Raw genomic sequence first — 21,370 nt, forward strand, 5'->3', positions numbered from 1 at the left:
TTTGCCATTATGGCTACAATGAAATTTTTATGTGATACCAAGCGCTGCATCGAATGTAACGGCTGTGTCACGGCATGTAAGAACGAAAACGACTCTGCGCTGGAGTGGGGTATTCAACGTCGCCGCGTGGTGACCATCAACGACGGTCAGCCAGGCGAAGCCTCTATCTCTGTGGCTTGTATGCACTGTACCGACGCCCCTTGTCAGGCGGTTTGTCCGGCAAACTGCTTCTACAAGACGGAAGATGGTCTGACGCTGCACAACAAAGACACCTGTATCGGTTGTGGCTACTGTCTGTACGCCTGTCCGTTTGGCGCGCCTCAGTTCCCTAAGAAGGGCGCCTTCGGCAGCCGCGGCAAGATGGACAAGTGTACCTTCTGTGCCGGTGGTCCTGAAGAGAACCACTCAGATGCAGAGCGTCAGAAGTACGGCTCTAACCGTATTGCCGAAGGCAAGCTGCCTATGTGTGCCGAGTTGTGTGCGACTAAGTCGCTACTTGCCGGTGATGCTGAGGTTATCTCAAACATCTTCCGCGAGCGTGTTGCATACCGTGGTTCGAAAAATGCGATTTGGGGCTAATCCCCAGCTTGTATAAGGCCACAACAATCCACACCGGGCTCGCCCGGTGTGGACGATAAGGATGTAATATGAACAAATGGTTCAAACAATTTAGCGTGATCTTAGCGCTAGTGATAGGTACCACCTTCAGTGCCCTGTCGTTCGCCCATGGCGACGCGACCGACCATACCCATGCCGCCACCGAGGGGCAGATCTGGTCTGAGATTCAGGCGGGTGCTACCGGATACACTACCTCTCACGGTCAGTTCCACAACCAGCCGATCAACAGCTATGATCTGCGGGTACTCGAACTTCGCAGCGACTGGCTGGCACCAGCCCTGATGGCGGCGCTGTTTGGCATGATCATCATCTTCGTGCTGTTCATCAAGGTGAACGGTATCTCCAAGTTGCATCACGGCTTCTCGGGCAAGATGGTGTATCGCTGGTCGAAATTTGATGTCTCTATCCACTGGTTGGGGGCGATCCCTTGTCTGCTGCTGATCCTCACGGGTCTGACGTTGCTGGCGGGACGTTTCTTCTTCCAGCCATACCTAGGTGAAGGCTTCTGGGCCGGTCTGGTCTATGGTGCCAAGCAGATCCACGACTACATGGCGATCCCCTTCATGATTGGTTGGGCGCTGATGACCACGCTGTGGGCCAAGAATCAGCTGCCTAAGATGTATGATGTTAAATGGTTCCTGGTCGTTGGTGGTTACATCAACTTCGGTCCCTTCAAGGGTAAGCACCCGGATGCAGGCTTTGCCAACGCCGGTGAGAAGATGTGGTTCTGGGCCTTTGCCTTCTTTGGACTGATCATCTCGGCTTCTGGCATGTTGCTGCTGTTCCCGAACCTGTTCGAGCCTAGCCGCACCCTGAGCCTGATCGCCCTGGTACTTCACTCTGTCAGTGCCATCGTTATCTGCGCCTTCTCTATCGTACATATCTTCATGGCGACCGTGATGTCAGAAGGTGGTATGGAGTGTATGGTGTCGGGTTACTGTGATGAAAACTGGGCGACTCAGCATCACAACCTTTGGTATGACGAGATCAAGGCCAACGGCACGCTGAAGTACAAAGCGTAAGGCGTTCGCCGCTCGCAACAGCGTTTCTGTTACCATGAAAAACACCTCACCGGGTTGCCGGCGGGGTGTTTTTTTATGCCTGCTGTTTAATGCCTGCTGTTTAATGCCTGTCGTTTAATGTTAGTGGTTTAATGCCTAGAGCAGAGAGTAGCTGCTAGCTAGAGTAGCTTTTAGCAACATTAGCCGGTAGAAATATTAGTCATTGAGAATGTTGACAATAACCGCAAAGCCACTAAGTTGTGAGAAAAGCAATTTCACCATAAAGGAGCTGAATATGATCAGAAGGATCTTGATGGCACTCGCCCTGAGTGTGAGTGTTAGTTTGAGTTTAAGTGTGAGCTTTAGCAGCCTTGCCGATACCTACAGGATGACCTCAGAGGTCAGCCTGCAGGGCGAGGTGCTTGGCGCGCCGACGCTAGTGATTGATAAGGCCGAGGCCGAGCGGGTGATGCTGGCGGATAAGTACCAGTTCAGCGTTAAGGTTACGCCACACGATGCGGCTCAGGTGTTGGTGGATTTTAGCCTGAGCGGCGAGGGCTATGAGACAGAATCACAGGCGATAGTCGACCTGGACAAGGCCGCCTTGCTCACCTTTGGAGACCAGACATTTATCTTTCTCATCAACAGGGTAGGCGACTGACTTAACAGTCGTTGTCCATGATTTTGGTGGTCACGCTATCGGCAGTCGTGTCGACCCTCAAATAGCAGGCGAGGGCGCCGTCTGCCATGAGATCTCCAGGGGTCTTATATAGGCTGCGATCGCCGATGCGCAGCTCGATATCTTCCACCGTCCAGCGCCCGCCATAGAACCATTCACTCATGGTGACCGTCAACAGCTGAGTTACCGCATCGCCGCCCCATACCGGGTTGCCATATCTCACCTGGATTTTTTGGCTATCGCCTGGGTTGAGGAAGAAGCTGGCCTTAGGCTGCTTCTCTAGCCCCAGGATGGCCGAGCGGGCATAGACAAGTTGATTCGCGGCCTGCACCGAGGCCTCAAGCTGCTTGAGCTGGGCGATCCTCGCCTCTCGCGTCAGGCTTATCCACCTGCTGGCGGCCGCTACGCTGAGAATGGCCAGTATGATGATCACCACCACCATCTCTATCAGGGTAAAGCCAGAGGCTCCTTTATGTCTCATGGTTACTCGCATCTTCAGGCTAACGCTTGGTAATAAATAAAGTGGAGGCAGCCTAACTCCTTGGGAGACATTTGCAAGCGAAATTGAGTCGATTCTTGCAATAAGGTATTGAATGATAATGGGTTGTTTTTTAGCTGTTGCGACCAGGTTTGCGCAGTGTTGCCGGGTCGCGACCCGGCAGAAATTGACCTAAGATCAAGCTAGTCTCAACAAGCAGGAGAGAGAGATGGAGAGTAAAGCGGTAAGCGACAGCATGGGCGACCTCAATATTCCCGCCGATGCCCTCTACGGCGCGCAGACGGCGCGGGCGATCAAGAACTTTCCCGTGAGTGGTCGTCCCATGCCCCGCAGCTTCATCCGTGCCTTGTTGCTGGCTAAGCTTGCCGCCGTCGAGGCCAACGTGGCACTTAGACTGCTGCCGCCCAATATTGCCCCGGCGGTCGCCCAGGCGGTGCAGGAGCTGCTGGCGGATCCCCAGATGATGCGCCATTTTCCCATCGACATGTTTCAAACTGGCTCGGGCACCAGCAGCAACATGAACGCCAACGAGGTGCTCGCGACCCTGGTCTCGAAGAGCCTGGGTCAGGCGGTGCATCCCAACGATGTGATTAACCTGGGGCAGAGCAGCAACGACATCATTCCCAGCACTATCCATATCAGCGCCCTGCTGGCGGTAGAGCAGTCGCTGCTCCCCTCGTTAACCCTGCTGTCGCAGACCATCACCACTAAGGCACAGCAGCTGGCCGATGTCACCAAGACGGGGCGAACCCACCTGATGGATGCCATGCCGGTGCGTTTCGATCAGGTGTTGGGGGGCTGGGCGAGTCAGATCGATGATTGCCGCGAGCGGATCGCCAGCCAAGGCGACGCCCTGGCCCAGCTGCCCGTGGGCGGCACGGCGGTGGGGACAGGGGTCAACACCCACGAGGAGTTCTCCCGGCTGTTCTGCGAGAGACTCAGCGCCCTGACCCGCACCCAGTTTCGTCCGGCGGATAATCTGTTTAGCCGCATGGCAAGCCATGATACCGCCGTCGCCCTCTCGGGCCAGCTGAAGACGCTGGCGGTGGCCATCATGAAGATCAGCAACGACCTGCGCTGGATGAACTCCGGCCCACTGGCGGGCCTGGGTGAGATTAGCCTGCAACCTTTGCAGCCGGGCTCCTCCATCATGCCGGGCAAGGTCAACCCTGTGATCCCCGAGTCCGCCTGCATGGTGGCGGCCCAGGTGATGGGTAAGGATATGGCGATCACTATCGCTGGTCAGTCCGGTAACTTCGAGCTCAACGTGATGCAGCCGCTTATTGCGGTTAACCTACTAGAGAGCATAGAGATCCTCAGCAATGTCTCGCGCCTCCTGGCGGATAAGGCGATTGCGAGTTTCGTGGTGAATCGAGGCAAGATAGCCGACTCACTGCATCGCAATCCCATACTGGTGACCGCACTAAGCCCCAAGGTGGGCTATGTGCAGGCCGCTAAGATAGTCAAGCAAGCCTATCAGGAGCAGAGGCCCATACTCGAGGTCGCCATGGAGCTCACAGACCTTAGCGAGGAGGAGCTCAGGCGCCTGCTGGATCCCGAACGCCTGACCCGCGGCGGTCTGGCGTAGAGGCCGATGCCGTCAAGCGATGGCAGCATAGCTCAGGGCGCCCGTCAGCGGATCTCTGTGGTGAGCCGATAGCGGGCCATCTCCTGTTGCGTCATCCAGTGGGCACCTTCAGACGGTGCCGAGGTGAGGGTAAACAGGTAGAAGGGGATCCCTTGTTTGCCCAACATGCGGCTGAAATAGGTCGCCTGGCTGCGATGGGCGGCATTGCTGTAGGAGATCTCTGTGGCGTCGCGGCCAAGCTCGCCATCGCTCCAGCTGTGCACGCCAATCTGTTGGTTTCCTGCGACACTAAACTTGCTATCTTGCAGCTCCAGGGTGCGCCTTACCCCGGCGGCAAACAGATCCGTGGCGCCGGAGAAGACACGTCCCGCGCGGCTGACCTTGGTATCCAGTCCCTGCTCGCGGATCAGCAAGCCGGTATACATGTTGACCTCATCGTCGGCGGAGCCGCCGACAAAGTTATCGAACACCAGCACCTTCTTCCTCTTGGGGTAATGCTCCACCAGGCGTTTAAGCGCCTGATAGCTGGTGATCCCCAGGGTCGAGCTAGCCGGGTTGTCGCAGTCCGCCGTGCACCACTGGTTGTTGATCAGCGGCTCGAAATAGTTGCTGGTGAGGATCTCGATGCCCGCGTCAACTTCCCGAGGCGAGAAGAGGGTCGAGCCTATCGAGGAGGCGTACTCCAGCCAGTCGCTGACAAAACTCAGGCGTAGGTATTGCTGCTTCTCGCGGGTGCGCAGTTCGAAGATGCTCTTGTCATCCTGGGTCAGTCGCTGGGCGTCAGAGCAGTCGAAGCTGTCGATGCGGTGGGGGCCGGAAAATATCTGACAATCCAGCAGCTGCCACTCGTCAAACTTGATCCCTAAGGTGAGGCTATGACCCTTCTCGCTGCTCAGTGCCAGCAGCAGATATGGAACCTGTTTTTGGGTGTCGAGGAAGATGTCGGCGTATTCCAGCCTGTCGTAGTGGGTGTGTTGGTACTCGAGTTGAATCGATGAGAATATCGGCTCGCGCTCCTGGATCAGCGCCTCGAGCTTCGCCTGAGTAAAGGCGAAGTTAGCCAGCGGCGGCTCCACTCTGGGTTGGTCGGCGTTACAGCCCAGTAGACTGCTGAACACCAGCAGCAGGGGGAGGGTAAGGCGTGGCATGGCGGTCTCCTGCGATGAAAAATATCAGTGTAATCAGGGCCGCGGGTGATTACTGTCAGCAGTTTGTATCGCTTTGTCAGTCGACCAGAATGGGGAGGAATTGCTGGGAGGAGTTGCTGGAGGCGGCATAGCAAAAAGGCATCCCTGAGGATGCCTTTATCGTGTGATGTTTTGCGCCTTACCAGGCCAGCTGCAGGATCTCGCGGCTGATATCCAGGCCGAGATCGCCAGACTCTGATAGGGCCGTCATGCCGTGGGCTTCAAGCGCCGCGACTATGTCGTCAATCTGCTCCTGGGCGATATCATAGTCGCGAAGGTGGGTCTTGAGGCCCAGTTGCTGGAAGAACTGCTCCGTCTTGTCGATCGCCAGGTCGACACGGCTGGCTTCGTCGCCCTCTGTGATGTCCCACACGCGCTCGGCGTATTGCAGCAGCTTGGCGTGCTTCTGGATTTTGCGTACGCGCCAGACAGACGGCAACACGGCGGCCAGAGTCTGGGCGTGGTCGATGCCAAACTGGGCCGTCAGCTCGTGACCAATCATATGGGTCGTCCAGTCAAACGGCACGCCGGCACCTATCATGCCGTTGAGGGCCGAGGTGGCACTCCACATCAGGTTGGCGCGGGCGTTGTAGTTCTCCGGCTCTTCCAGTGTGATGGGGCCAATCTCGATCAGGGTGCGCATGATCCCTTCGGCGGTTCTGTCCTGTACCCGGCCATCTACCGGATAGGTGGCATATTGCTCTAGCACGTGGACGAAGGCGTCGACCACACCGTTAGCCACCTGAATCTTTGGCAGGGTGAAGGTCAGAGTCGGATCCAGCAGCGAGAAGGTGGGGTAGATGCTGGGATGGTTAACCGGGAACTTGCCGCCGTTATAGCTGACCACGCCGAAGGCGTTCATCTCTGAGCCCGTGGCAGGCAGCGTGGCTATGGTGCCCAATGGCAAGACCTGATCCGCCTCTACCGGCACAGGGGCGAAACCGTGGAACAGCAGGCTGTCGCTGTCACCCTCGAAGCGTGTCGCCAGGGCGATGAACTTGGTGCCATCCATCACCGAGCCGCCACCGACTGCCAGCAGGAAGTCGATAGACTCCTCTCTTGCCAGCTTGGCCGCCTTGGCCAGGGTCTCATACTGTGGATTGGCCTCGATGCCGCCGAATTCGACGACGGTGCGATCGCCCAGGGCGCTGAGTACCTTGTCCAGGGTGCCGAAGCGTTTCACGCTGCCGCCGCCATAGGTCACCATGACGCGGGCGCCGGCGGGGATCAGCTTGTCTAGCTCGGCCAGGCGGTCTTTGCCGAAGACGATCTGTGTGGGATTACGATAATCGAAGTTAAGCATGGGGATACCTTGTGTCACCTAATAATATGCTGCACATACTAGTCTCTTGACGCGAGTTTTAAATACCTATTGCTGCACGACTCTTGCCTATTTCTGCTTTGTTGAGTTTAAAAGGCATGTATTTGATAAATTTTGATGCCTTTTTCTGCTTGGGTGATATTATCGCCATCAGTTGAATCCTTATCCTGTCCCAAGAGGTAAAGTGTGAAGAGTATTGCCGAGTTGATGTCTGAGCTGGCCCCAGATGAGGGGATGAACGACAGCGTATTGCCTGGTATCAAGCTGTTTCGCTGCTCCGCCTACGGTGCCCGTGGCCCCTTGTGTTACTCCCAGGGAATCATGATAGTTGGGCAGGGCAAGAAGCGTATCTATCTGGATAACAGGGTGTTTGACTATGATCCCCAGAACACCCTGGTGATGACAGTGCCCATGCCGGTGGAGTGCGAGACCTTCGCTAGCAAGGAGGAGCCAGTGCTGGTGATGATGATAGATATCGATCTGGCGCAGCTTAATCGCCTCATCCCCGTCATGGATAATCACCACAGGGTACCCCAGGCCCTGAATGAGTCGCGACTGCCGGGCTATTTTATCGCCCCGACCGGCGAGGCGATAGAGTGCAGCATTCATCGACTGCTGCAGGCGTTGCAATCGCCGCTGGAGGCCGAGGCGCTGGGTGAGGCCATGGTGCTGGAGATCCTATATCGCCTGCTGGCCCTGCCTAACGCCGCACCCCTCTATGCCCTGGCGCTGAGTCATACTAGATTGTCGCGCATCGACAAGGCGCTAAGCTACCTGCATAAACATTACGCTGCCAGTATTGAGGTGGATCAGCTTGCCGCCCTGGTGAACATGAGCCCCTCGGCGTTTCATCGCTGCTTCAAGGAGGTGACCGCATCATCGCCCATCCAGTACCTGAAGAAGGTGCGCCTGAACAAGGCCAAGGAGCTGTTGCAGCGTCCTGGGGTGAAGGTGAAGCAGGCCGCCATCGAGGTGGGCTACGAGAGCCCGGCCCAGTTTAGCCGCGAGTTCAAACGCTACTTCAGCCACAGTCCGGGGGAATGTGCCAGATAAGGTTTTCTTACTGCTTGATGCACTGCAATAGCACAACGAAAGGCGGCATATTGTTGTGGGCGACGCTGTGGCCTTCGGGCTCGGTGCGACGTTTTTGATGTTGGCGCATGCCCACATCGTCTCCTTCGCCTGTCGCGTATTCCGGCTCGTCGCCCGAATCATAGTAGTACCAGTCGTCATAGACGTGGGTGTGCTTGGGTAGTTCGGCGAGTGTCAGTTTATGTTTCTCTTCGCCGCCGGAGTCGTTGAGCTTGCGTACCGACAGCGCATTCTCCTGATGATTAACGGCTAAGGTAAAGCGGCCACGCCCCTCGGTGTAGGGCTGCCACCCCTCTGGGCAAGCGGCTAGATCGAAATAGGCCACCGTCTTGGCCGGTATGATGCTGCCGGTTTCGGCGATCTGTTTGCTCAGGGCGGAGAGTCCTTGGGTGTTGGCGAGGTTGTTGGCCGCGAGTTCTGTGTATTTCACATAGCCAAAGAGTGCCAGCGATGCGGTGAGCAGCACCGAAACCAGTAGATTCCATTTCATTTTTAACGTCCTTGTGTCGAATTGTGCTCCACTGAAACAGCCGGAGTCTATATCATTATTTTTATTAACTATTTAACCTACGCTATTTATTTTATCGCCGCAACAGGTCGATGCTTGCTGTCCACTCGTTGCGTCATCTCTTTGCCTCTATTGGGTCAAAATGGGCGATCACATTTATTCAACATTTCCTAAAACATGACATGCTTAACAATTCTTCGGCTAATCTAATGCTAGGTGTTGTAACTCCAAGCCAGTTCACGTTTTATATATTCCTTAAGTGATACTTTTGTGTTCCGCAAATGGATGTGTATCGCTTTAAGTCCTTATTTATTAAAAGGCTTTGTTCTCAAGGCCGGTTCAGCTAGGAATATCTATGTCTTCGTCTTCTATTATTCAAACGGCGCCAGGTGCATTGATTAAGCCGTACCAAGCTAACATTACCGTCCCTAACTGGATGCTGAGCTCGATGGAACGAGTGATGCAGTATTATGTCGACAAGAATCTGCGACTCGATACCCAGTCCGCCTCCATGATGCCGGCGCCCGTCGAAGGCAAGAAGTACATGCTCTATGCTCATGTGCCTTTCTGCCATACCCTGTGCTCCTTCTGCACCTTCCACCGTTTCCTGTTTAAGGAGGAGAAGGCGCGCGCCTATTTCGTCTCGCTGCGTAAGGAGATGGAGATGGTTAAGGCGCTGGGCTATGACTTCGAGTCCATGTATATCGGCGGCGGCACCACAACCGTATTAGAAGATGAGCTGGCGCGCACGATTGAATTTGCCAAGAAGCTGTTCCCAAGCATCAAAGAGGTTTCCTGCGAGTCGGATCCTCAGCATCTGGACAGCCCAGGCTTTAAGCAGCTGGAAGGCCTGGTGGATCGCATGTCTATCGGGGTGCAGAGCTTCAACGACGACATCCTGGCGATGACAGATCGTCTGGAGAAGTTTGGCTCGGGCCAGCAGACCTTCGATAAGATCATGGCGGCCAAGGAGCTGTTTCCTATCATCAACGTGGATCTTATCTTCGGCTTCCGTGGCCAGACAGATGAGGTGATTCAGCACGACCTGGATATGGCCTCACGCCTGGATCCCCGCCAGATCACCACCTATCCCTTGATGATCACCCATCAGACCCGAAAGAGCGTCAAGGGCAAGCTGGCCGCGCCTCAGGGGGATATGGCGCGTCAATACCGCCAGATCCTCAACAGCCTGAATGGTCAGTACAACCAGCTGTCGGCCTGGGCATTTGGCAAGGCCAACAACGAAGGTTTCGACGAGTATGTAATCGACTATGACGAGTATCTTGGTGTAGGTTCGGGCTCCTTCAGCTTCCTCAACGACACCCTGTATGTGAACACCTTCTCCCTGCGTAAGTATCAGGAGAATATCGCCTCGGGTCGCATGGGCGTCGAGCAGCAGAAGAACTATAGCCAGAAGGATGTGATGCAGTATCGCTTCCTGCTGGGGATGTTCTCGGGTCGCCTGTCGCGCAAATATTTCCGTGACACCTTCGGCGTCAATCTGGATTGGGCCCTGTTTAAAGAGATGACCTCGATGAAGGCGATCGGCGCCATCAAGAATGACCCGAACGACCCCGATAATCTCATCGTCACGGATAACGGCAAGATGATGGGCCTCTTGATGATGAAAGAGTTCTACTCAGGCATGGACAACGTGCGGGCACAGCTGCGTAAGCCGCTCAAGCCCTGCGATATGTAGCCGTGTGATATGTAGCCCTGCGAGATGTAAGGGGCATTTGCTATCCGAGCGAAAGAGGCCGATCATAGATCGGCCTTTTTTATTGCCGGAGTTCGCCCCATGCAGGCCTTTGAGTCGCTATTTTCCCAGTTTGTTGCCGCCAGCTCGCCAGCCGATGCCGCCCATGATCTCGCCCATGTTAGGCGGGTGGTGAAGACGGCCAAGCGCCTGTGCGATCTCGAATCTGCCTGCGCCGAGGTAGTGGTGCCGGCCGCCTGGCTGCATGATTGTGTCACTTTGGCAAAAGACGATCCGAGGCGCAGTCAGGGCTCTTTGCTGGCGGCCGATAAGGCAATCACCTTCCTCGCTGGCGTGGATTATCCGTAGCAGTACTTGGCCGCCATTCATCATGCCATTCTCGCCCATAGTTTCAGCGCGGGTATCGCCCCCGAGACGCTGGAGGCCAAGATAGTACAGGATGCCGACAGGCTCGATGCCCTGGGTGCCATAGGTGTGGTGCGCTGCCTACAGGTGGGCACCGCCTTGGGGCGGCCCCTGTATGCTGCGGAAGATCCCTTCTGTCGGGAGCGGGAGGCGGATGATAGCCGCTACACCTTAGATCATTTCAAGCAGAAGCTGTTTACCCTAGCGGATACCATGCAGACGACTGCTGCGAGGGAAGAGGCGCGGCATCGCACCCGGGTGATGCAGGACTTTCTCGACCAGCTGGCGCAAGAGATCTAGGGGAGCCGCTTGGGCGCCTGTCTGTGATTAGCCTTGGCGCGGCGTGCTAGCTTCTGCTCAAGCTGACGAGCCTCCTGGCGTATCTGTTCGATAAAGAGATCTTGGTAGCCCAGCAGCTCAAATTCTCTCAGGCACTGTTGGTAGCGGCGCAGTTTTTCTTCCTTGCATAGGGGCTTATCCATCAGCTCTTCTAATGTCAGTATTGAGTCCATTCAATAACCTCACAACCTCTTTTGCTTGTTAGCCTAACGTCAAGTTGGCAGCTTGTAGAGGCTGATTTTTATCCTAGAACCTCATAAGCCGAAAGATTGACGAGTTTTTATCAAATTTTTCAAATTCTTATTTCATTACCAAGGTTGGCTCAGGTATTAGGGCGCATATCACCTAAGCTAATATGGGCGATCGCTTACGCACTCATTGGTCGAAAAGCTCATAAGAGACGTTTGTGGAGCATTCGGTAATAGGGTAGCTTGGTGAATTGTTCATTTTGTACAGGGAAATCAGATGATAGTACGTATTGGCGAATTTCAGGCCGCGCCGGGCCAGGCCGAGGCATTGAAGGCCTTCCTCCTCTCATTGAGCGATTATATTTGCAACTCACCAGGCTGCCTCAGTTATGAGGTACTGTGTCCGGTCGACGAGGCAGGTCGCCTTATGGTGATCGAGCGTTGGGAGTCAGCCGAGCAGCACAGGGCCTCGGTGCAGGCTTATCCAAAGGATAAGATGCAGGCCGCCATGTCACTATTCGCCGCGCCGCCGAGCGGCGGTTACTATTCGTTGGCTCAGGCTTAGGCTTACGGCAGGGCTTTATTGATGATCTATTTCGAGACAGAGCGGCTTATCTGCCGCGCCTTCGAGCGGGCCGATCTTCAGGCCTTCACCGCCTACCGCGCCGATCCTGAGGTGGCCCGCTATCAGAGCTGGCAAGACTACCAGTATCAGGATGCCCTGGCACTGTTCGAAAATTTGCAGCAGACACCTTTCGGAGCAAACGGCACCTGGATGCAGCTGGCCCTCGTGTGTCGTCAGACCCAGGCCTTGGTGGGAGATCTGGCGCTGCATTTCATCGATGCGCAGCAGGTCGAGATAGGCTTTACCCTGGCAAGCGAGCATCAGGGTAAGGGGCTCGCCCGTGAGGCGTTGCAAGGGTTGTTGGTGTATCTGTTTGAGCGCCTGGGTAAACACAGAGTCTCGGCCATCACAGACGTGAAAAATCGCGCTGCCTGGGGGCTACTGGAACGGTTGGGCTTTCGCCGCGAGGCCCACTATCGCGACAACATCTTCTTCAAGGGCAGCTGGGGCAGCGAGTATGGCTATGGCCTGCTGGCGCGGGAGTGGCGCCAGGCGCAAGTGGGTGAGCCACTGCAGGAGTTTCGCCTGATCAAACGTGTGGCGCCTCTCAATGATTTCCTGCGCCTTCGGCAGATAACAGGCCTGACCCCAAGGTCTCGCGAGGCGGCAGAACTCGGCCTGCCCCTGAGTCTGTTTGGGGTGCATCTATTGGCGGGTGACAGGGTGCTCGCCATGGGCCGGGTGGTGGGCGACGGCGCCCTCAATTTTGAGCTGGTGGATATCGCCGTGGATCCCGAATATCAGGGGCGCGGCCTGGGCAGCGCTATCATGAGCGCCATCATGGCCTATCTCGACGAGATGGCGCCTAAGGGGGCCTACATCACCTTAATGGCTGATGTGCCTGCCCTTTATCTCAAATTTGGCTTCGAGTACTCGCGCCCGGCGAGCGAAGGCATGTATAAGTTACAGGCCTAATTGGTTGAGAAGCCCCGCGGGCCTTGATATAAAGGAGGCTCGGCGGGCCCCAAAGTATTAGGTTTCCGGGGCTAATTTTCTCAACCCGTTTAGGCGAGCTTCTTTTTCTCCTGATCCGCTGTTACTCGGAGCATGCATGGCCAAAATTCTGCTGGTAGCCAACCTCAATTGCGATCGTATTCTCAGACTCGATAAACCCTTGAAGATGGGGGGACGGTTTCATTATCAAGATGGTGGCCAGCGCCTGGGGGGCGGTGGTGCCAACACAGGCATAGGCCTGGTGTGGGCAGGGCACGAGGTAGCCCTGGTGAGTCAGGTGGGCCGCGACGAGATAGGCGACTGGCTGCTGGCCGAGACCAGCACACTAGGTATAGATTGCCGCCTGATGCAGCGCTATCAGCAACATACCTGTGAGATGCTGCTGGTGATGACCCCGGATGGCGAGCGCACCATCATACGTCCCGAGCGTCCTAGATTCGAACTGGCGGCGCCGCCTAATTGGCGCCAGTGGGATGCCCTCTATATCAACTCTTCCGCCGAAGGCGCTGTGAGCTGGGCCAAGACTGCCTTGCCCCACAGCCTGGTGGTGGCGCAGCTGGCCAAGGATAACCGTGAGCGTCCCTGCCACGTGCTGATTGCCTCGCGAGCCGACATGCAGGGTCGCAGCGAACTGTCGCCCTGGCAGTATGGCCTCTCCATCGCCGGAGACAGTCTGCAGGCCTTCATAGTGACAGATGGCGAGTCGGGTGCCATTCTCTATCAGGCAGATTCGCAGACTCATGTGGCGGCCGAGTCGGCCAGTGTGGTGGATACCACAGGGGCGGGAGATGCCTATGCGGCGGGCCTTATCCATGGACTGGTGCGTGGCGATGAGTTTTGTCAGGCCATGGCCGAAGGTGCCCGTTGGGCCGCCTTTGCGGTGGCCACAGAGAGTTCGATACCGGGAGCGGAACTCAAAAACTATCTGGAAAATGAGCGAGCAAAAGAAGAGGCCTAGCGGGCACAACTTGTCATCATAATGTCATTAACTCGGCTTAGAGTATCGGCATTGGTCGCAAGCAGTTCCCTGACCTTGTTTTGTGTAGCTTCTTTTCTAACATAGTGTGTTTTTCTGTTCTCTCGCCCCATCTTCTGGGGCTTTTTTTTTGCCCGAAAAAAAAACCCGACCTTTTGGTCAGGGCTTAGGCCGAACGCTTGTCGTTAGTTGTATTTAAATACCGGGATCATGCTGGTGCACTGGGTCTTGATCTTCTGATCTGGCGCCGCCAGGAAGGCCATGGTGATGCCGTCAATACAGTTGCGATAAGGGTTCTGTGAGGTCAGCTGTACGTGGCCACCCTGAGGGTTGGTGAACAGCTGGGCATTAGGCATGTTCTTCACCACTAACTCACCCCATGCCGGTGGCGTCTGATGATCGTTACCACCGTTGATCACCAGGATCGGCAGATTACTGGTGACGGCCTGGGTCTCTATGCTGTCGGCCGCGGCCACATCCCACGCCTTACAGCTGTCGATATCGAATCCCTCATGGAACATCTTGTTCACTGTCAGTGTGGTCGTGGTGGACCAGTTCTTGTCGTTGCGACCCTCTAGAGCCGTCTGGTTGAGGAAGGCATATTCCTCGGCGCAGACCACTGACAGGGCCATAGGGGCAAAGTAGCCTTCGGCCTCTTCGTTGTCTTTCTCATTGATGATGATGTTCAGGTCCTTGTCGATCGCCAGTATCAGGGGGACGACCCTGGCATCACCCGCTAGACTGGCGATGTAGTTGACGAAACGGATGGCTGCCTGCTCCTCCCCCTGATTCTGTAGTCGCTCGATGATGGACTCGATCATCGGCTTGAGGATCTCTGATGCACAATTAATCGAGGCATCGCAGTTGGCGACGATGCGATCCAGCGTGGCATAGGTGGCCCAGGGCGTATCTGACAGGCCGTTGACCTCGATGGGGAATACTCCGTCAAGGATGACGCTACGAACCCCTTGGCTATCTTCGCGTATGATGGTCTCAGCTAAGCGGGTGCCGTACGAGGCGCCGTAGAGATTCCAGCTGTCGAGCTTGAGCGCCTTTCTCAGCATGATGAAGTCGTGGGCGCTCTGCACACTTTGATAGGCGCTGAAGTCGACGCCCTTGGCCTTGAGGCGAGCCTTACAGGCCTTGACCTGCTCGATTGAGCCCTTGACCGTGTTAAATTCGGTGCACTTGTAGGCGGGCTTGGCGTGGCCTGTGCCGCGCTGATCCACCAGATAGAAGTCGCGGTCGTTCCAGAGGTATTTCGCCTTGCTCTGGGTGAAGTCTTCCAGGCTGTCGATGGCCGAGTAGCCTGGACCGCCCTGCAGGTAGACCACGGGATCGGCCTTGGCCTCAGTCTTGGTCGCCGGGATCTTCAGCACGGCGATCTCCATGGTTTTCTTGGAGGCACTCTGGCCCTTGATGGCGTGTTTTTCCGGGACCGTCAGATAGCCGCAGCTGGCGCCTTTGGGCAGATCCTTACTCTTGGTGAACGTACTGCAGTCGACGCTGGCGTAAGTGCCCACCTTGCTGGTGACCTCCTTCTTAGTGTCAGACTTGCTCGATTGGTTACAGCCGCCGAGGAGGGCGGTTGCCATGACGAGTGTGCCAAAGGCCAATAGATTGGGCTTGTGTGTCAGGCTCATATACAACTTCCTTATGGGTTACAGACGAAGGCAATGAACCTGGCGAGCCGTAGGACTCGACGCCTTTGGGTTCTGTGCCGTGATTATCTGTAGCGCATTATGGGGAGGCGGGACCCAGGGAAACAGAAGCACTCTGTATGGCTTTGTCTCGGCTTTGTATCGGAAGGCTTTGAATAGAAAAGCTTTGAGTGGGATAGCACTAATTGGCTAAGTGCTAAATCGGTAAGTTTAGGTCTCATCTGGGCGCCGAGCTCTTAACGGGCTCATTCTGCCTTGGGCAGGCGCAGGGTAAAGCAGGGGCCGCCCAGCTCGCTGTCGCCCAGGGTCAGCTCGCCCTGATGCTGACGCACTATCTGCTTGGCGATGGCCAGTCCAAGGCCGTGGCCGCCACTCTGCCTGTCTCTGGCCTTGTCCAGACGCACGAAGGGCTCGAAGATAGACTGCCAATAGTCCCGGGGAATGGGCGGTCCGTCGTTGGCGATCTCGATCAGCACGCTCGTCTCGTCGCTGCTAAGAGTCACGTTGACGCAACTTTGGGCGTACTTGTAGCCGTTGCGTATGATGTTGCTGGTGGCTCGCAGCAGCAGGTGGTTGGCGATGGGAGCAATCAGGCTGTCGTCACCGCTAAGCTGCAGGCGTTTGGGCGTCTCGAACTGCAGGTGTTCCAGCTGGCTGGCCAGCAGCGGGTAGAGCCTGGTTGGTGTCAGGCTGAGTTGGGCATCAGGCCTTTCCAGCTTGGCGAAGTGCAACAGCTCCTCGATCATGCCGCCCAGTTCGTTGAGATCTTCCTGAATTCCCTCCAAATACTGCATCTGCTCCGGGCGTACGCCCGAGTCGTCCAGCATGTCCAGGTTGCACTGGATGCGAAAGATGGGAGTGCGTGACTCGTGAGCGATGGCGTTGGTGAGGTTCTTATGGCTCTGGATCAGCTGAGAGATGCGATCGGCCATGATGTTGAACGACAGGTTAAGCTGTCCCACGCTGTGAAGGCTGCTGGTGGAGGCGCGGGCGCTAAAATCGCCGTAGGCGAAGGCGATACAGGTCTTCTCCAGTCGCGCCAGTCGCCGGGAGATCACAAACAGCACCATGATGCTGATAAGCGCCAGTGCCGCACACAACTCGACGAAGACAAACCACTCTTTGCGGTTGAGGGTGTTGATAAAGGGGGAGTCCGGGTCGTTGATGATGCCAAAGACCACCTCTGGGTTGCTCTTCAGGCTGAAGTAGGCCTGATTCTCGTCCACATCTTCAATGTAGAGGCCGTAGTCTTTAACCCCTTGTTTGATCGCCTCGCTCAGGGTGTCATCCTTGATGTCATAGCGGGTCAGCGCCAGGTGGATATCCTTGGCAAAGCCTTGCAGCGCCAGCTCAGCCGCTTGCGCTCCCTGAGCCTCGCCTATCTTGTCTACCAAGTTGCGGGTGGCGGTGATCTCGTTGGCCAACGAGGTGGCGTCCAGAGAGTCGGTGGAGAAGAGTTCAAACTGGTCCATGGCGATCACCGCAATAAAGAAGATCGCCAGGGCAGTGCTATAGATGAGAATAAACAGGCGCGTCACAGGGGATCACCAACGGTCGGGGACAAACAGATAGCCCCTGGCCCTGACGGTGATGATGCGCCGGGGCAGGGCGGGGTTGTCGCCCAGCTTCTTGCGCAGCACCACTATCTTGTTGTCTATGGTGCGGTCGATGCCGTCGTACTCTATGCCGCGGATCTGTTTGACCAGATATTCCCGGGTCAAGATCTCGTCGGCATGGGCGGCCAGCAGCCAGAGCAGGTCGAACTCGCTGGTGGTCAGGCTGATCTCTTCTCCCGCCAACAGACACTGCTTGCGCTGCTGATTGAGCTCAAGCTCGCCGAAGCTGAGATGATGCTGCTCCTGGGGAGCAGACACCTTGGCCCGGCGCATCAGCATGCGGATACGTGCCAGTAGGACCCTGGGCTGTATCGGTTTGATGATGAAATCGTCGGCGCCCATCTCCAGTGCCGCCACCTGATCCATGTCGTCTTCGCTGGCGGTGAGAAACAGTATCTTGCCATCGAAGACGGGTTGCAGCTGACGGCAGATGCTGAAACCGTCCAGATTGGGCAACATGAGATCTAAGATGACCAGATCCGGCTGCTCGGCCAGTATGGTGGCGACGGCGTCGGCGCCATCATGGACACAGACTGTCTCTATCTGCTGCATGGTCAGATAGGAGGACAGCAGCTGGCTGATCTTTTCGTCATCTTCAACGAGTACAACTTTGATGCTCATGTCGAGTGAGTCGTCGTGGGAGTGTGTTGATAAATCTAACATTATTTATCTAGCTCCAACAGGGACGAGTTCACACTCTTTTTGAGGACCCGGCCTACCATGTGAGGTGATCGATCAGGTAGGCGGCGTCATATACCTTGGTTGTCTGCATCGATTCCTTATCCTGCAGGCCGGTAACTTCGACGATCACTGAGGTCTCATTTTCCACCTTACCCAGGCCATAGCCCCAGTCCTTGTGGCCAAAACCCAGGGTGTCGTTGCCGACCGCGTCGCGGTGGTTCTGCTCTGTGGTTAGGGCAAAGTAGGGGTAGCCATGGGCCTGGACTATCTCGGCGGACTTGCGCAGAACATATTTGCGGGCTAGGGCGCGATCTGTCATGTCGTTACCGACGAAGCTGATCTGCCAGCTATCGTCGGCTATCTGTACCACGTCGAAGCCTTCACCGAAGCTCCAGAAGGATTTTTCTGTGTCGTAAGAGGTGGCGCAGCCGCTCAGCAGGAGTATGAAACTCAGTATGAAGGCGGCCAATGGAGTTGTTTTCATGATATCTTTCCCAAGGAGAACTAAGCCGCTATTGTGCAGGGGCGATCCCCGGGGCGACAGAGGGAGTTTGTATTGAATTGTCTCGCCTTTGTCAGCGGGCGAGACGAGTAGGCAGTAGTCAGGGGGAGAAGAATATGCCGAGTTTGGTAAACAAGATTTCGGGCCTGTATCGTGGCGACAAGGCCGAGGCGTTCGAGGGAATACCCAGCATGATCGACGCCAAGCGGGCGTGCACTCGTTTGGTGGTGGGTGAGCTGGGCGTCGAGGGTGACGGCCAGGCGGATCCCAAGCATCACGGCGGCGCCGACCGTGTGCTGCACCATTTTCCTCGCGAACATTATGGTCAGTATCGTCGCTGGGACATGATGCAGGGATTCAAGGATGTGCCCGCCATGGGCGAGAACATCAGCACCGTTGGGCTGGACGAGACCCAGGTGAACATAGGCGACATCATCGCCATCGGCGAGGTGCGCCTGCAGGTGACTCAACCGCGCTCTCCCTGCTTCAAGCTCAATCATCAGTTCGGTCATCCCGAGTTTGCCCTGGCCATGCAGACCAGCGGCCTGTGTGGCTGGTTCTATCGGGTGATCACGCCGGGTGAAATCAGCCTGGAGGACGATATCAGGCTTATCGAGCGCCGCACCGACATCAGCCTGCGCGAGGCGATGAGTATCTATTTCTCGCCCACCTTTGATGCCGGCGCCTACGATCGCCTTGCCAGTTGTGATGGGCTGGCGAAGTCTTGGGTAAATAGCTTGCAGCGCCGCCTGGAAAGTCGCAAGATTGAGCCTTGGGAAATGCGCTTATTTGGGCCTAATCGCCCATAACTCTGCTTAAAATTAAGAATGAATCATCAAGGAGTGTAATTCGTGTCTGATATTGAACAACTGTCCCGTGACGACAGAAACATGGGCGTGGCGGTGCATCTGGCCAGCTTTTCCGGCTATCTGATCCCCTTCGGTTCTATCCTGGGGCCCCTGATTGTCTGGCTGATGAAGCGCGAGGAGATCGCCTTCGTCGACAGCTGTGGTCGCAACTGTCTGAACTTTAAGATAAGCGTGATGGTATACGCCATCATCAGCATGATCCTCATGTTCGTCGGTATCGGCTTTATCCTGCTGGGTGTGCTGGCGATCTTCGATATCGTGGTCACCATCATCGCCGCCATGAAGGCCAGCGAGGGCATTAGTTACCAGTATCCGCTGACGATCAAGTTTCTTAAGGCTTGATGCTTGTTCGGCAAAATAAAAAAGCCCGCGATTGCGGGCTTTTTTGTGGCTGAAGCACTTTAAGCTGCGAACCGCCTAGACCTTGAAGCCGGCGACCAAGGTATCTAGCCTGTGGGCCAGCTGGTTGAGCGACTGGCTGGCCTGGGCCACTGCCTGGGAGGTCTCGCTGGTACGCTGGGTGATCTCGCTGATCTCCGTGACGTTGCGGTTGATATCTTCCACCACGGTAGACTGCTCCTCGGTGGCCGCCGCGACCTGAATATTCATGTCAGTTATGGCGCCTATCTGCTGGCTGATCTCCGTCAGGGTATGGCTGGCCTCGTCGACCGCCTGTACCCCTTCCTGGCTGCGGCTCTTGCTCTGGGTCATCGCCTCGACGGCGCGGGCCGCCTCGCTCTGTAGGTTGTCGATCATCTTCTGCACCTCGTCGGTCGACGCGGCGGTGCGTGAGGCCAGGTTACGTACCTCCTCGGCGACCACGGCGAAGCCTCGTCCTGCCTCTCCGGCACGGGCGGCCTCAATGGCGGCGTTGAGGGCCAGCAGGTTGGTCTGATCCGATACGGCGCGGATCACATCCAGGATACTGCCGATGGAGGTGGTATGGGTGGCCAAGGATTCGATCACATTACCCACCTGTTCCACATCCTGAGACAGCTGATTGATGGTGTCGCGGGCGCGGGTCACCACTATCTGGCCGTTGCTGGAGGCGTTGTCGGCGTCCTTGGCGTTGTCGGCGGCCTGGGCGGCGTTGCCGGCGATCTCGTGCACGGTCGCGCCCATCTCGTTGATAGCGGTGACCACCATCATGGTCTGATCTTTCTGCAGCTGGCTGTCGTCCTGGGTCTGCTGGGCCTGATTGGCCACATCCTTGGCGGCGTGACTCAGCTGCACGCTGGTGTCTGTCACCTCTATGATGGAGTGCTGGATCTTCTCGATAAAGCTGTTGAAGCCCTTGGCCAGCTGCGCTAGTTCGTCGTTACCTTCGACCGGCAGGCGTTGGCGCAGATCCCCTTCACCCTGACCTATGTCTTGCAGCATGTCGGCTACCTTGGCAATGGGCTGGCTCACCGAGGCGGAGACGAAGGTAGAGAGGCCGATAAAGGCGGCGGCGATCAGCACTGTCCAGACGAGGATCTGATAGGCCGACTCTTCCAGCAGGGCGAATACCTCGGCCCTGGGCACCTGGGCTACCAGATACCAGTCCATTGAGGGAATATAGCTGCTGGCGACCAGCAATGTCTCACCGTCTAGCTCTGTCTGTGTCAGGCCAAAGTCGCCCTTGTTGAGCAGCTCTCTGGTCACGTTACCGCCATAGAGTGAACTCAAACTGGCCTTGCCAATCTGGCTGGTGTCCGAGTGCAGCTTGACGTCACCCTTGGCATCCACCAGGTAAACGAAGCCTGTATCTTCGATCTTGAAGGATTTCAGCAGGCGTACCATGTCGTCCAGCGACTTGGCCAGTCCCACCAAGCCGCGGTCGTTGGGCTGTTGGTAGTTGATGAAGAGCTTCACCTCGCCATTGGCCTCGGTGAACACGTTGAGCATGCGCTCTGTGCCGCTGTTTTTATAGTTGAAGAACCAACCATCCTGATCCGGGGTAAGGATCCGCAAGAAGCCGTCCTGGGTGTAGTAAGCGGCGGTCTGCCTGTCGGCATAGGAGGCTTGCACCAGCTTATATTGCTGCTGCACATCCTTGAGCTGGGCGATCACCAGAGGCTCTGTCTCGGCAGGGCGGCCCTCGACCAGCCACTGCTTGAGCATCTTGCTGCTGGCGAGCTGCTCGGCGGCGTTCATCAGGGTGGCGATGTCCATCTCCACCTTGTTGCGGATCGCCTGCAAGGTGTTGGGCAGCTCGGAGGTGAGCATGCGCTGCTCGACGACTTCCTTGGCGCTACGTTGACTCAAGACACCCACGAGCACGGTCGACAGCAATACCGCGACGGTAACCGTGAGTAAGATCTTCTGCTTGATGGTGAGCATGTTTAGTTTCATCGTTTATGAC

Annotated in this window: 21 protein-coding genes and 2 pseudogenes; 13 read left to right on the forward strand and 10 right to left on the reverse strand. The window is 56.4% G+C overall.

Annotation, left to right across the window (positions count from 1 at the left end):
• The first annotated feature begins 9 nt into the window (after nt 1-9).
• The 3 genes from fdh3B to SHEW_RS00335 all read left to right on the forward strand — a co-directional run bounded on the left by fdh3B (nt 10) and on the right by SHEW_RS00335 (nt 2,280).
• A complete protein-coding gene (fdh3B, locus tag SHEW_RS00325) occupies nt 10-579 on the forward strand; it encodes a formate dehydrogenase FDH3 subunit beta (RefSeq protein WP_011863874.1) in 570 nt (189 codons plus the stop codon).
• Between the two features lie 68 nt (nt 580-647).
• Nucleotides 648-1,640 carry a formate dehydrogenase subunit gamma gene (locus SHEW_RS00330; protein ID WP_011863875.1) on the forward strand — a complete coding sequence of 331 codons (993 nt, stop codon included), beginning with the start codon at nt 648-650 and terminating at the stop codon, nt 1,638-1,640.
• Nucleotides 1,641-1,914: 274 nt separating this feature from the next.
• Entirely contained in the window at nt 1,915-2,280 is a 366-nt protein-coding gene (locus SHEW_RS00335; protein ID WP_011863876.1) for a hypothetical protein, read from the forward strand.
• Between the two features lies 1 nt (nt 2,281).
• Here SHEW_RS00335 and SHEW_RS00340 read toward each other — a convergent pair whose 3' ends face one another.
• Nucleotides 2,282-2,779, reverse strand: coding sequence for a type II secretion system protein (locus SHEW_RS00340; protein ID WP_049766481.1), 498 nt, complete (start codon nt 2,777-2,779; stop codon nt 2,282-2,284).
• A 226-nt stretch (nt 2,780-3,005) separates the two neighbouring features.
• Between SHEW_RS00340 and SHEW_RS00345 the strand changes: the two genes are divergently transcribed.
• Nucleotides 3,006-4,385, forward strand: coding sequence for a class II fumarate hydratase (locus tag SHEW_RS00345; RefSeq protein ID WP_011863878.1), 1,380 nt, complete (start codon nt 3,006-3,008; stop codon nt 4,383-4,385).
• 44 nt (nt 4,386-4,429) lie between these two features.
• Here the strand turns inward: SHEW_RS00345 and SHEW_RS00350 are convergent, their stop codons facing one another.
• Both SHEW_RS00350 and SHEW_RS00355 read right to left on the reverse strand, forming a co-directional pair.
• Entirely contained in the window at nt 4,430-5,533 is a 1,104-nt protein-coding gene (locus SHEW_RS00350; protein WP_011863879.1) for a hypothetical protein, read from the reverse strand.
• Between the two features lie 178 nt (nt 5,534-5,711).
• The gene (locus SHEW_RS00355) at nt 5,712-6,875 is read right to left on the reverse strand and encodes an iron-containing alcohol dehydrogenase (RefSeq protein ID WP_011863880.1); all 1,164 of its coding nucleotides are present in this window, start codon (nt 6,873-6,875) and stop codon (nt 5,712-5,714) included.
• 204 nt (nt 6,876-7,079) lie between these two features.
• Here SHEW_RS00355 and SHEW_RS00360 point away from each other — a divergent pair, with 204 nt between their 5' ends.
• Nucleotides 7,080-7,946, forward strand: a complete 867-nt coding sequence (locus SHEW_RS00360) for an AraC family transcriptional regulator (RefSeq protein ID WP_011863881.1) — start codon at nt 7,080-7,082, stop codon at nt 7,944-7,946.
• Between the two features lie 7 nt (nt 7,947-7,953).
• Here the strand turns inward: SHEW_RS00360 and SHEW_RS00365 are convergent, their stop codons facing one another.
• Nucleotides 7,954-8,475 carry a hypothetical protein gene (locus tag SHEW_RS00365; protein WP_011863882.1) on the reverse strand — a complete coding sequence of 174 codons (522 nt, stop codon included), beginning with the start codon at nt 8,473-8,475 and terminating at the stop codon, nt 7,954-7,956.
• 373 nt (nt 8,476-8,848) lie between these two features.
• On the opposite strand from SHEW_RS00365, the gene SHEW_RS00370 reads away from it, so the two are divergent.
• Together SHEW_RS00370 and SHEW_RS00375 are read left to right on the forward strand one after the other, a co-directional pair.
• Nucleotides 8,849-10,192 (forward strand): coproporphyrinogen III oxidase family protein, encoded by a 1,344-nt coding sequence (locus SHEW_RS00370; RefSeq protein WP_011863883.1) that lies wholly within the window; start codon nt 8,849-8,851, stop codon nt 10,190-10,192.
• 99 nt (nt 10,193-10,291) lie between these two features.
• Nucleotides 10,292-10,915: pseudogene (locus SHEW_RS00375) on the forward strand (HD domain-containing protein).
• Here the strand turns inward: SHEW_RS00375 and SHEW_RS00380 are convergent.
• The gene (locus tag SHEW_RS00380; protein WP_011863884.1) at nt 10,912-11,127 is read right to left on the reverse strand and encodes a hypothetical protein; all 216 of its coding nucleotides are present in this window, start codon (nt 11,125-11,127) and stop codon (nt 10,912-10,914) included. The pseudogene SHEW_RS00375 and the gene SHEW_RS00380 sit on opposite strands and share 4 nt — an antisense overlap.
• Nucleotides 11,128-11,419: 292 nt before the next feature.
• On the opposite strand from SHEW_RS00380, the gene SHEW_RS00385 reads away from it, so the two are divergent.
• The 4 genes and pseudogenes from SHEW_RS00385 to SHEW_RS00395 all read left to right on the forward strand — a co-directional run bounded on the left by SHEW_RS00385 (nt 11,420) and on the right by SHEW_RS00395 (nt 13,679).
• The gene (locus SHEW_RS00385) at nt 11,420-11,707 is read left to right on the forward strand and encodes a putative quinol monooxygenase (protein WP_011863885.1); all 288 of its coding nucleotides are present in this window, start codon (nt 11,420-11,422) and stop codon (nt 11,705-11,707) included.
• 21 nt (nt 11,708-11,728) lie between these two features.
• Nucleotides 11,729-12,253, forward strand: a pseudogene (locus SHEW_RS20510) (GNAT family N-acetyltransferase); the annotation flags it as partial.
• Between the two features lie 153 nt (nt 12,254-12,406).
• The gene (locus SHEW_RS20885; RefSeq protein ID WP_398351568.1) at nt 12,407-12,682 is read left to right on the forward strand and encodes a GNAT family N-acetyltransferase; all 276 of its coding nucleotides are present in this window, start codon (nt 12,407-12,409) and stop codon (nt 12,680-12,682) included.
• Between the two features lie 136 nt (nt 12,683-12,818).
• Nucleotides 12,819-13,679 carry a PfkB family carbohydrate kinase gene (locus SHEW_RS00395; protein WP_011863887.1) on the forward strand — a complete coding sequence of 287 codons (861 nt, stop codon included), beginning with the start codon at nt 12,819-12,821 and terminating at the stop codon, nt 13,677-13,679.
• A gap of 203 nt (nt 13,680-13,882) precedes the next feature.
• On the opposite strand, the gene SHEW_RS00400 is transcribed toward SHEW_RS00395, so the two are convergent.
• The 4 genes from SHEW_RS00400 to SHEW_RS00415 all read right to left on the reverse strand — a co-directional run bounded on the left by SHEW_RS00400 (nt 13,883) and on the right by SHEW_RS00415 (nt 18,139).
• On the reverse strand, nt 13,883-15,340 hold the full coding sequence (locus SHEW_RS00400) for an alpha/beta fold hydrolase (protein ID WP_011863888.1): 1,458 nt from the start codon (nt 15,338-15,340) through the stop codon (nt 13,883-13,885).
• Between the two features lie 263 nt (nt 15,341-15,603).
• On the reverse strand, nt 15,604-16,896 hold the full coding sequence (locus SHEW_RS00405) for an ATP-binding protein (protein ID WP_011863889.1): 1,293 nt from the start codon (nt 16,894-16,896) through the stop codon (nt 15,604-15,606).
• Nucleotides 16,897-16,902: 6 nt separating this feature from the next.
• Entirely contained in the window at nt 16,903-17,637 is a 735-nt protein-coding gene (locus SHEW_RS00410; protein ID WP_011863890.1) for a response regulator, read from the reverse strand.
• A gap of 52 nt (nt 17,638-17,689) precedes the next feature.
• Entirely contained in the window at nt 17,690-18,139 is a 450-nt protein-coding gene (locus tag SHEW_RS00415; RefSeq protein WP_011863891.1) for a CC0125/CC1285 family lipoprotein, read from the reverse strand.
• 134 nt (nt 18,140-18,273) lie between these two features.
• On the opposite strand from SHEW_RS00415, the gene SHEW_RS00420 reads away from it, so the two are divergent.
• A complete protein-coding gene (locus SHEW_RS00420) occupies nt 18,274-18,966 on the forward strand; it encodes an MOSC domain-containing protein (protein ID WP_011863892.1) in 693 nt (230 codons plus the stop codon).
• A gap of 81 nt (nt 18,967-19,047) precedes the next feature.
• Nucleotides 19,048-19,368 carry a DUF4870 domain-containing protein gene (locus SHEW_RS00425; RefSeq protein ID WP_011863893.1) on the forward strand — a complete coding sequence of 107 codons (321 nt, stop codon included), beginning with the start codon at nt 19,048-19,050 and terminating at the stop codon, nt 19,366-19,368.
• 75 nt (nt 19,369-19,443) lie between these two features.
• On the opposite strand, the gene SHEW_RS00430 is transcribed toward SHEW_RS00425, so the two are convergent.
• Entirely contained in the window at nt 19,444-21,360 is a 1,917-nt protein-coding gene (locus SHEW_RS00430) for a methyl-accepting chemotaxis protein (protein ID WP_011863894.1), read from the reverse strand.
• Nucleotides 21,361-21,370: the final 10 nt, after the last annotated feature.

Origin of the sequence: Shewanella loihica PV-4 (assembly GCF_000016065.1) — a bacterium.
Classification (GTDB): domain Bacteria; phylum Pseudomonadota; class Gammaproteobacteria; order Enterobacterales; family Shewanellaceae; genus Shewanella; species Shewanella loihica.